Genomic DNA, 543 nt, shown 5'->3' with positions numbered 1-543 from the left:
AATCAAATGGAATGCGAAAAAAGTTGTCGGGGGACATGTGGGAACAATCAATATACAAGATGGAACGGTACAGACAGAAAAGGGGAAAATTACCGGCGGTGGTTTTACCATAGATATGAATTCCATGGCTTGTACTGATGCTCCTAAATTGACCGGGCACCTAAAAAATGAAGATTTCTTCAATGTGCCTACCTACCCCAGCAGTAAATTTGTCATCAGTAAAGTTGATAATAGCAAAGGTAATCCAATCATAACGGGTAATCTGACGATTAAGAATAAAACAAAATCGATCTCCTTTCCAGCAAAAGTCACCACAACTGCAGACGGACTTTCTGCTGAAGCTATAGGAGTTAAGGTAAATCGACTGGACTTTGATATACAGTATCGTTCAGCAAGCTTTTTCTCCGACTTAGGCAATCGCGCCATCGATGATGAATTCACCTTAGATATCGTGCTTAAGGCTGTAAAATAAAAACCTCATAAGAGCCCTCTGTTAATACAGGCGGCTCTTCCTTCATTGAATAATCGCACCGAGAATCGACA

At 40.7% G+C, this 543-nt stretch carries 1 protein-coding gene; it reads left to right on the top strand.

Annotated elements, in window-relative coordinates:
- Positions 1-472 (top strand): YceI family protein (locus LE190_RS22225; protein WP_225240603.1); only part of this gene is annotated, 472 nt, incomplete at its 5' end.
- Between the last annotated feature and the right edge of the window lie 71 nt (positions 473-543).

It is taken from the genome of Massilia hydrophila, assembly GCF_020208145.1.
Taxonomy (GTDB): domain Bacteria; phylum Pseudomonadota; class Gammaproteobacteria; order Burkholderiales; family Burkholderiaceae_D; genus Telluria; species Telluria hydrophila.
Note: the sequence above shows the minus strand (reverse complement) of the source record. Positions and strands in the feature narration are given on the sequence as shown.